At 68.2% G+C, this 9,761-nt stretch carries 7 protein-coding genes; all 7 read left to right on the forward strand.

Translation table 11 applies throughout. The features are described 5' to 3' along the window. On the forward strand, positions 1 to 315 hold a 315-nt coding region (accB, locus tag ENSA5_RS09005), incomplete at its 5' end, for an acetyl-CoA carboxylase biotin carboxyl carrier protein (RefSeq protein WP_106391224.1). Beyond that, entirely contained in the window at positions 312 to 1,679 is a 1,368-nt protein-coding gene (accC, locus tag ENSA5_RS09010; protein WP_106391225.1) for an acetyl-CoA carboxylase biotin carboxylase subunit, read from the forward strand. The genes accB and accC, both read left to right, overlap by 4 nt. Positions 1,680 to 1,697: 18 nt before the next feature. Beyond that, positions 1,698 to 4,547 carry a tetratricopeptide repeat protein gene (locus ENSA5_RS09015; protein WP_106391226.1) on the forward strand — a complete coding sequence of 950 codons (2,850 nt, stop codon included), beginning with the start codon at positions 1,698 to 1,700 and terminating at the stop codon, positions 4,545 to 4,547. Positions 4,548 to 4,608: 61 nt separating this feature from the next. Continuing rightward, positions 4,609 to 5,805 carry a trans-sulfuration enzyme family protein gene (locus tag ENSA5_RS09020; RefSeq protein ID WP_106391227.1) on the forward strand — a complete coding sequence of 399 codons (1,197 nt, stop codon included), beginning with the start codon at positions 4,609 to 4,611 and terminating at the stop codon, positions 5,803 to 5,805. A gap of 198 nt (positions 5,806 to 6,003) precedes the next feature. After that, entirely contained in the window at positions 6,004 to 7,371 is a 1,368-nt protein-coding gene (gene tig / locus ENSA5_RS09025) for a trigger factor (protein ID WP_106391228.1), read from the forward strand. Positions 7,372 to 7,738: 367 nt separating this feature from the next. Then, positions 7,739 to 8,362 carry an ATP-dependent Clp endopeptidase proteolytic subunit ClpP gene (gene clpP, locus ENSA5_RS09030; protein WP_106391230.1) on the forward strand — a complete coding sequence of 208 codons (624 nt, stop codon included), beginning with the start codon at positions 7,739 to 7,741 and terminating at the stop codon, positions 8,360 to 8,362. A gap of 8 nt (positions 8,363 to 8,370) precedes the next feature. Then, entirely contained in the window at positions 8,371 to 9,621 is a 1,251-nt protein-coding gene (gene clpX, locus ENSA5_RS09035; protein WP_106391229.1) for an ATP-dependent Clp protease ATP-binding subunit ClpX, read from the forward strand. Positions 9,622 to 9,761 lie beyond the last annotated feature (140 nt).

Consider the following 9,761-nt stretch of genomic DNA (forward strand, 5'->3'; position numbering starts at 1 on the left):
CTGCCCGCCCCCGCCGCCGCCCCGCCGCCAGCGCCAAACCCGGCGCCGGCCGAGCCCAAGCCCGAAGTCGACGAGGGCGACTACATCACGTCGCCCTTCGTCGGCACCTTCTACACGGCGCCGCGCCCCGACGCCCCGCCCTTCATCAAGGTCGGCGACACCGTCTCGGCCGGGACGACCGTGTGCATCGTCGAGGCCATGAAGCTCTTCAACGAGATCGAGGCCGAGTTCGGCTGCGTGATCGAAGAGGCGCTCGTCGCCAACCAGCAGCCAGTCGAGTTCGGGACCAAGCTGTTCAGGGTGCGCCGCCTGTGACCGAGATCCGCAAGGTGCTCGTCGCCAACCGGGGGGAGATCGCCCTGCGGGTCATCCGCGCTTGTCGAGAGGTCGGGATCAAGACCGTGGCGGTCTACTCGGTCGTCGACGAGATGGGCCTCCACACCCGCTTCGCCGACGAGGCCGTGTGCATCGGCCCCGGCCCCGCGACCAAGAGCTACCTCAACATCCCCAACCTCATCGCCGCCGCCGAGATCTCCGGCGCCGACGCGGTCCACCCGGGCTACGGCTTCCTGTCCGAGCGACCCGAGTTCGCCGACGCGGTCCAAAAGTGCGGGATGATCTTCATCGGGCCGGACCCCGAGCACATGCGCCTGATGGGCAACAAGGTTCAGGCCCGCCAGACCATGGAGGCGGCGGGCGTGCCCGTGCTGCCCGGGACCGGGGTGCTCGAGTCTGGTGAGCAGGCCCGGGCCGCGGCCGAAGAGATCGGCCTGCCGGTCATCCTCAAGGCCTCGGCCGGGGGCGGCGGCCGCGGCATGAAGATCGTCTGGGAGCTCGACAAGGTCGCCCCGACCCTCGAGACCGCCCAGGCCGAGGCCGAGGCCGCGTTCGGCTGCGGCGACATGTACCTCGAGCGCTACGTCGAGAGCCCGCGCCACATCGAGATCCAGGTCGTCGCCGACCAGCACGGCGACGTGATCGACCTGTTCGAGCGCGAGTGCTCGGTCCAGCGCCGCCACCAAAAGGTCATCGAGGAGGCCCCCGCAGGCAACTTCGGGGACGAGGTCCGCAAGCAGATGCGCGAAGCCGCGGTCGCCGCAGCCCGCGCGATCTCCTACCACTCGCTTGGAACGGTCGAATTTCTCGTCGACGGCGACCGCTTCTACTTCATGGAGATGAACACGCGGGTCCAGGTCGAGCACTGCGTGACAGAGATGGTCACGGGCCTCGACCTCGTTCAAGAGCAGCTGCGGCTCGCCGCTGGCGAGCCCCTCGGCCACCTCCAGCGTGACTGGCACCCCCGCGGCCACTCGATCGAGTGCCGAATCAACGCCGAGAACCCGGTGAACTTCGCCCCACACCCGGGTACCATCACTGCGCTGCACCTCCCGGGTGGAACCGGAGTGCGGATCGACACCCACGTGTACCAAGGCTACGCCGTCTCTCCTTACTACGACTCGATGCTCGGCAAATTGATCGTCCATGCGCCGAACCGCGAGCAAGCGATCGCGCGCATGCGTCGGGCGCTCGACGAGTGCGTCGTGGAGGGCATCTCGACCAACATCGCGCTGCATCGCTGGATCCTCAAACAAGCCCCCTTTGTCGAGGGCACCTACGACACTCACTTTCTCGAGCGCAACCTCGACCCGGACGGGATCCGAGCCGAGCTCGACGCTTGATCTGCGAGGTGTTCGGCGGTGTCGATTCGGCGAGACAAGGCGCTACAAGCCGCGCAGCAGCACGCTGCCCGCGGTGATCTGGCCGCCGCCATCCAGGAGTACCAGAGCGTCGTCGCCGATGAGCCCGACGACGCTCAGACCTGGCTTTTGCTGGCCGACAGCCTCCAGCGAGCGGGTGACGCCGAGGCGGCCGTCGAGCGCTACGTCCACGCGGCCAACGTGCTGTTCGAGAAGGGCGAGATCCCCAACGCCCTGCAGGTCTACCGGCAGGTGCTCAACCTCGCGCCCGAGCGCTACGACGTCCACCTGCGCACGGGCCAGGCCTTCGAGCAGCTGCGCCGCTACCCCGAGGCGGTCGCGCTCTACGAGAAGGTCGCGGGGGTCTACCTGCGCAGCGGCAACACCCGCGAGGCGCTGATGCTCTACGAGCGCGTCGCCGACCTCATGCCCCGCGAGGTCGCCAAGCGCCTGCGCCTCGCGGAGCTGTTCTCGCGCGAGCGCCGGGTCGACGAGGCGATCCAGCACTTCTCGGCCGGCGCCGAATTCCTCCGCCAGTCCGGTCGCCCCGAGGACTACGTGCGCGTGGCCGAGCGCCTGCTCTACCACCGCCCCGTCGACGCCGTCACCCGCGAGCTCGTCCGCGCCTACCTCGAGCTCGGCCAGCCCCGGCGCGCGCTGATGAAGCTCAACGAGCTGCTCCAGCGCCAGAACACCGACCCCGAGGGGCTCGAGCTGCTGTCCGAGACCTTCGTGCGCCTCGGCAAGGTCGACAAGGCCTGCTCGGTCGTGCTCGAGCTCGTCAAGCATCAGCGCGTGGCCGGGCCCGACGGCGTCCGGACCAGCGTCCGAGTCCTGCGCAAGGCGATCGGCTGGGCCCCGCAGAATCAAAAGCTCAAGAAGATCCTCGGCGAGCTCGGCAGCGCGGAGGAGCCCGAAGCACCCGAAGAGCCTGAAGCGCCTGAAGCGCCCGAAGCGATCGAAGCGATCGAAGAGATCGAAGAAATCGAGGAGCTCGACGAGTTCGAGGAGCTCGAGGAATTCGAGGAGCTCGAGGAGCTCGACGAGTTCGAAGACCTCGGCGACTTGAACGAACCCGCCGAGCTCGAACCCGCCGAGCTCGAGCCCGTCGCCCACGCCGCCGCGCGCCCCCCCGCCCACGCGCCGCCACCTCCGCAGCCCGACTTCGACCTCGACGACGACGTGCCGGTCCCGCGTCGTCAGTCCCTCACTCAAGATGTCATCTCCGACGGCGCCCAGCGCAGCGGAGAGGACGGCGAGTTCGACCTCGACAAACAGCTCGAAGAGGTCCGGGTGCTCATGAAGTACCACCTCTTCGACCACGCCCTCGGCCACACCGAGCAGATCCTGGCCGCCTCGCCGACCCACGCCGTGGGCCTGGAGCTCTCGGCCGAGATCCTCGCCGCGCTCGGACGCAACGAGGAGGCGGCCGACAGTCGCGCGCGGCTGGCCGAGCAGCTGGTCACGCGGGATCCGAGCGGCGCCGCGCGTCAGGTCGAGCTCGCGCTCGCGCTGATCCCCGATCATCCCCTCGCGACCGAGATCGGCGAGCGCCTGTCCGAGCTCTCGGGGATCGACGTCGGCGTCGCCGACGTCGAAGACGCGCTGCCCGGGTCCGACGACCCCCTCAGCGGCCTCGACCTCGACGACGACGTCCTCGCGATCGAAGCCAGCGACTCGCTGATCGGCCGCGTCGACTCGAGCCTCGCCGAGGAGCTCGGCAGCGGGAGGGACCCGGCCGAGTACGCCACCCCCGACGCCGATCACATCGACAGCATCGAGCTCGACGAGGCCGGGACAGACATCGACATTCGCGCGGCCGACCCCAGCCTCCACGGTGAGCTCAACGCCCTCGCCGAGCCCGAGGCCGACTTTGCGATCTCCCTCGACAGCGGGGCCGAGCCCGAGCCCGAGCCCGAGCCCGACTTCGAAGATCGCTTCGGCCTCGGCGGCGACGGCGAGCTCGACGAACTCGACGAGCCCGACGAGCCCGAGCCGGCGAGCGCCGAGGCCCTGCCCGTCGTCGGCCGGGTCGAGCCCGACGTCGAAGCCCGGCGCGAAGACGACGACGACCCCTTCGGCGTCCCCGACGACGACGACGAGGACGACGACATGCCCGTCGGCGTCCCCGACGACGACGACGAGCCCTTCGGCGTCCCCGACGACGACGAGGACGACATGCCCGCGCCAGATCCCAAGGACTGGCCGGACCTCGGCGCCGAGCTCGACGAGCTCGAGTTCTACCTCGCGCAGGATCTCGAAGAAGACGCCCGCGCCGCCTACGACGACCTCCTCGAGCTGTTCCCGGGTCACCCGGAGCTGGCCAAGATCGCCCACCGCTTCCCCGACGCCGCCGGCGTCCAGGTCAACGCCGCCGCCCCGCTGCTCGACCTCGAGGACGAAGACGAGGACGAAGACGACTTCCTCGCGGGCATCTTCGACGACGAGGCGCCCAAGCAACGCAAGAAGCGCGAGGTCGCCATCCAGACCCACGAGGTCGGCGACGCCGACGCCAGCGACCACTACGATCTCGGGACCGCGTACCGCGAGATGGGCCTCTACGACAAGGCCTTCGGCGAGTACGAGCTCGCGTCCAAAGATCCGCGCTGGCAGGCCAAGGCCCTGGTCATGATGGCCAGCATCCGCCAGGCCTCCGGCGACTCCGAGTCTGCGATCACGCTGTTCACCGCCGCCACCGAGGCCGCGCGAACCAAAGACGAGCGCTGCGAGGCCAACTACGAGCTCGCTATGGTCTTGCTCGGGAGCGGCGACGTCTCCGGAGCCAAGGCCGCGCTCGAGCGCGTCGAGCCAGGCTTCCGCGACCGCGACGCCAAGCTCGCTGAGCTGTAGTAGCTGTACAACCGGCCCAAAGGGGGGCTGGGGCTCGAACACATCCTCGCGTGAGGCCGCCATGAGCGACGAAGACAAACCCGGAGCCTCGACCCTCGCGGTCCACGGCGGCGAGCCCCACGTCCGGGCCGGACGCTCGATCACCGAGCCGCTCGTGCTCGCGAGCACCTACCCCTTCGCGCACACGGCCGAGCTCCACGCCTTCATGCAGGGCGAGCTCGACCGGCCCGAAGAGTACGGGCGCTACGGCAACCCGACGATCGCCGCGGTCGAGGCCAAGCTCGCCGCGCTCGAGGGCGGCGGCGAGCCGGGCTTCTCGGCCGTGCTCATGGCCTCGGGCATGGCCGCGATCACCTCGACGCTGCTGGCCATGCTCCGCGCCGGTCAGCACGTGATCTTCACCGCCGACGTCTACCGCAAGACCCGCGTGTTCGCGCAGACCTACCTGAGCAAGTTCGGCGTCGAGGTCGACATCGTCGAGCCGAGCCTCGCGGCGATCGAGGCCGCGCTCCGGGCCGAGACCAAGATCATCTTCACCGAGGCCCCGACCAACCCCTACCTGCGCCTCGTCGACCTCGACGGCGTCGTGGCCCTGGCCAGGCGCGAGCGGATCAAGACGATCGTCGACGCGACCTTCGCGACGCCGATCAACATGCGCCCCTGCGAGCTCGGCGTCGACCTCGTCATCCACTCGACGACCAAATACCTCGGCGGCCACAACGACCTGCTCGGTGGCGTGGTCATCGGCCGCGGCGGGCTCGTCGCGGCGATCCGCGAGCAGGTCGGGACCCTCGGCGCGATCTGTGATCCCCACAACGCCTACCTGCTCGGGCGGGGCCTCAAGACCCTCGCGCTCCGGGTCGAGCGTCACAACCGAAGCGCGCTCGCGCTCGCGCACATGCTCGACGAGCACCCGAAGGTCGCCCGGGTCTGGTACCCGCTGCTCGAGTCCCACGAAGATCACGCGCTCGCGCGCCGCTACCTCGGCGGCGGCGGCGGCGTCGTCAGCTTCGAGCTCGTCGGCGGGCTCGAGGCCGGGACCCGGCTCGTCGACGGCGTGCGCATCCCCAAGCTGGCCCCGAGCCTCGGCGGGGTCGAGAGCCTGATCGAGCAGCCCGCGCTGATGAGCTTCTACGACCAGGGCCCCGAGGGCCGCGCCGCGCTCGGCATCCGCGAGGGCCTGATCCGGCTCAGCGTTGGCATCGAGGACCTCAAAGACCTCCGCGCCGACCTCCTCGCTGCACTCGATCGGACCTGAGACCCCTCGGACGCCGTCGCGCCAAGCGCGAGCCATGCCCACAGCGGGCGCACACCAGCCCGCTGAGCGAAGAACGAGGGGCCGGACGCGAAGGGGCCACGCGTGGCAAAGTCCACGACGCCAGCGGGGGGCATTTATGATATAGGGCCCCAGCCTGGATCGCCGCCTCCGCGCGATCCGGCGACCAAGACGCCTGCCATGGACAGCCAGATCGAGCAGATTACCCCCGTTGAGTGCCGCGTTCGGGTCACGGTCCCGTGGACCGAGGTCTCCCCCCGCCTCGATACCAAGCTTCGCACCCTCGGCCGAAAGGCCCGAGTCCCGGGCTTCCGCCCCGGCAAGGTCCCGCCCCGCGTGCTCGAAAAGATGTTCGGCAAGGGCGCCCGCGCCGAGCTGGCCAACGAGCTGTTTCAGGAGACCTTCCAGACGGCGATGTCCAAGCACGCCGCCAACCCGCTGACGCAGCCAACCCTCGAGTCGAGCTCGCTCGAGAAGGGCACCGACTTCGTCTACGCCGCGCGCTTCGAGGTCGCCCCGGAGCTCGAGCCCAAGGACTACAAGGGCGTGCCCGTGCGTCGCCGGCCCGCGGCCGTCGACGAGGACAAGGTCGCGGCCGAGCTGACCAAGAAGCAAGAAGAGCTGACCGAGATGCGGCCGATCGAGGGCGGCGAGGGCGAAGACGCCCGGACCAAGACCCAAGACGGCGACGTCTGGACGATCGACATCGACGGCACGATCGGCGACGAGCCCCTGAGCCGAAAAGATCTCGAGATCACGATCGGCAAGACCGCGGGCGAGGTCGTCCCCGGGCTGTCCGCCGCGATGGCCGACTTCGAGCTCTCGCTCGTCGGCAAGACCCGCGAGGTGACCTTCACCCCGCCCGAAGATCGCGTGAAGCCGGAATTCCGCGGCGCCAAGGTCCAGCTCACGATCGCCGCGCGCGACGTGCGCGAGACCGTCGTCCCCGAGCTCGATGACGAGTTCGCGCGCGACACGGGCGAAGCCGACACCCTCGACGAGCTCAAGGAGCAGATTCGCGAGAAACTTCGCGAAGAAGACATGGAGACGGCGGAGCGCGAAGCACGCCAGCGTCTGGTCGAGGCCCTGCTCGAGCGCAACGAGTTCGATCCCGCGCCCTCCATGGTCACCCGTGAGGTCAACGCCCAGGTCGACATGTTCAAGCGCCAGCTCTCGCAGCAGGGCCTGACCCTGCGCCAGATCGGCAGCAACGAGGCCCAGATGGCCGAGAACATGCGCGGCCAGGCAACCTTCAACGTCAAGGCCTTCCTGCTGCTCGAGGCGATCCGCAAGGCCGAGAGCATCGACGTCTCCGAAGAGGAGATCGAGGAAGAGGTCAAGCAGATGGCCGAGGCCCAGGGCCAAAACCCCGCGCGCCTCCGAGCGACGATGGAGAAGGACCAGCGCCTGCTGCTGCTGCGCGCGCAGATGCGGGAGGAGCGGATCCTCGACTTCCTCATGGGCGAGGCCGATGTCACCGAGGCACCCGACCCCGTCGAAGAGGCCGACGAGGACGACGAGTCCAAGTCCGACACTGATGAAAGCTGAGCCAACTGGTCATCGGACCAGCTAGGCTCGGCTCGACACCCCCCTTGACGGGCTGCTTGCCAGACACGCGCGCGGCAACCATCATCAGGCCTGTTCTCGAGGGCAGGTCCCGGTCGTCGCGCACGCGGTCGCCGAGCCCGCTCAGCCGCCCCGACCGCCGCCGAGCGCCTCGCGGCCGCGAAAGGTCAGCTCGGCCCTCGCGGCATGCAAGATACAGGCGCCTCTTCGCGACTCCACAGTCGCCTCCATCCTCTGGCCTCCACCTTTGGCCGTCCACCCTTGCAACCCAGCTCTCGCGACGTCAACATACGAGAGACTGTAACGGAGCCTACGAATGCCCGTGTTCGGTGACTACCCCCCGCTCTCCATGAACATCCCCTTCGTCGTGGAGCAGACCCACCGCGGAGAGCGATCGTGGGACATCTACAGCCGCCTGCTGAAAGACCGGATCATCTTCCTCGGTGACCCGATCAACGATCGCGTCGCGAGCGTGGTGATCGCGCAGCTCTTGTTCCTCGAGTCGGAGGATCCCGACAAGGACATCCGGCTGTACATCAACTCGCCCGGCGGCGTCGTCACGGCCGGCCTCGGGATCTACGACACGATGCAGTACGTCCGCTGCGAGGTCGCGACCTACTGCCTCGGCCAGGCCGCCTCGATGGGCGCGTTCCTGCTCGCGGGCGGCGTCAAGGGCAAACGTTTCGCGCTGCCCAACGCCCGGATCATGATCCACCAGCCCCACGGCGGGGCCTCGGGCCAGGCGACCGACATCCAGATCCAGGCTCGCGAGATTCTTCGCCTCCGCGAGACGCTCAATGAGATCATGGCCAAGCACACCGGGCGCACGGTCGACGAGATCCTCAACGACACCGATCGCGACAACTTCATGAGCGCCGACGAGGCCAAGAAGTACGGCCTCGTCGACGAGGTCCTCCGCCGCGACGTCGAAGCCACGCCGGACGACGCGAGCAAGGACGACGAGAACAAGTAAGGACCAGCATGGCGGCCAACAACAAGGGAAGCGGAAACCTGAGCTGCTCCTTCTGCGGGAAATCGCAAAAGGAGGTCAAGAAGCTCATCGCCGGGCCTTCTGTCTACATCTGCGACGAGTGCATCTCGCTGTGCAACGACATCCTCGCCGAGGAGGTCCAGAAGGAAGAGCGGCAAGAGGGCCCCGGCAAGGTGCCCAAGCCCAAGGACATCCGCGAGATCCTCGACGACTACGTCGTCGGGCAAGACTGGGCCAAGAAGATCATCTCGGTCGCCGTCTACAACCACTACAAGCGCATCAACGTCAAGCAGAGCGCCGACGAGCCCGAGCTGCAAAAGAGCAACATCTTGCTCCTCGGCCCGACCGGCTCGGGCAAGACCCTGCTCGCGCAGACCCTCGCGCGGATCCTCGACGTGCCCTTCGCTATCGCCGACGCGACCAGCCTGACCGAGGCCGGCTACGTCGGTGAGGACGTCGAGAACATCATCGTCTCGCTCCTCCAAAACGCCGATCACGACGTCGAGAAGGCCCAGCGCGGGATCATCTACATCGACGAGATCGACAAGATCGCGCGCAAGGGCGACAACCCCTCGATCACCCGCGACGTCTCGGGCGAGGGCGTGCAGCAGGCCCTGCTCAAGATCCTCGAGGGCACGATCGCCTCGGTCCCGCCCAAGGGCGGGCGCAAGCACCCGCAGCAGGATTTCCTTCAGGTCGACACGACCAACATCCTGTTCATCTGCGGCGGCGCGTTCGCGGGCATCGAAGACATCATCGAGGCCCGGGTGTCGGCCAAGACCATGGGCTTCGGCGCCAAGGTCCAGCGCAAGGTGGAGAAGCGCCACTGGGATCTGCTCCAGCAGGCCCAGAGCGAAGATCTGATGAAGTTCGGGCTGATCCCCGAGTTCATCGGTCGGCTCCCGGTCGTCGCGCCGCTCAAGGAGCTCGACGAGGAGGCGCTGGTCTCGATCCTGACCGAGCCCAAGAACGCGCTCGTCAAGCAGTACAAGCGGCTCATGCGCATGGACGGGGTCGAGCTGACCTTCGCCGAGGACGCCCTCCACGCGATCGCACGCAAGGCCAAGGAGCAGCGCGCGGGTGCCCGTGGGCTGCGCTCAATCCTCGAGCGCGCGATGCTCGACGTGATGTACGACATCCCCAGCGTCGACAACATCGTCGAGGTCCACATCAACCCCGAGACGATCACCGAGAACAAGCGTCCGGTGCTGGTCTACGAGGACAAAAAAGAAGCGTCCTGAGAGCCCGTGGTGAAGCCCCGCTCGATGTCGAGCGCGGGTGATCGTTCAGACAGGCCGAGGTATTCCCCCGCGACGCGGCGCAAGGAATTGCGCGGTGTCGCGGCGCACTCGCGACCAGCTCTCATGTCGGCGAAATAGAA

Origin of the sequence: Enhygromyxa salina (assembly GCF_002994615.1) — a bacterium.
Lineage (GTDB): Bacteria > Myxococcota_A > Polyangia > Nannocystales > Nannocystaceae > Plesiocystis > Plesiocystis salina_A.

Excerpts from the sequence above, each read along its gene's own strand:
- ENSA5_RS09020 (WP_106391227.1), top strand. The coding sequence starts at position 4,609 with ATGAGCGACGAAGACAAACCCGGAGCCTCGACCCTCGCGGTCCACGGC.
- tig (WP_106391228.1), top strand. The coding sequence starts at position 6,004 with ATGGACAGCCAGATCGAGCAGATTACCCCCGTTGAGTGCCGCGTTCGG.
- clpP (WP_106391230.1), top strand. The coding sequence starts at position 7,739 with ATGAACATCCCCTTCGTCGTGGAGCAGACCCACCGCGGAGAGCGATCG.
- clpX (WP_106391229.1), top strand. The coding sequence starts at position 8,371 with ATGGCGGCCAACAACAAGGGAAGCGGAAACCTGAGCTGCTCCTTCTGC.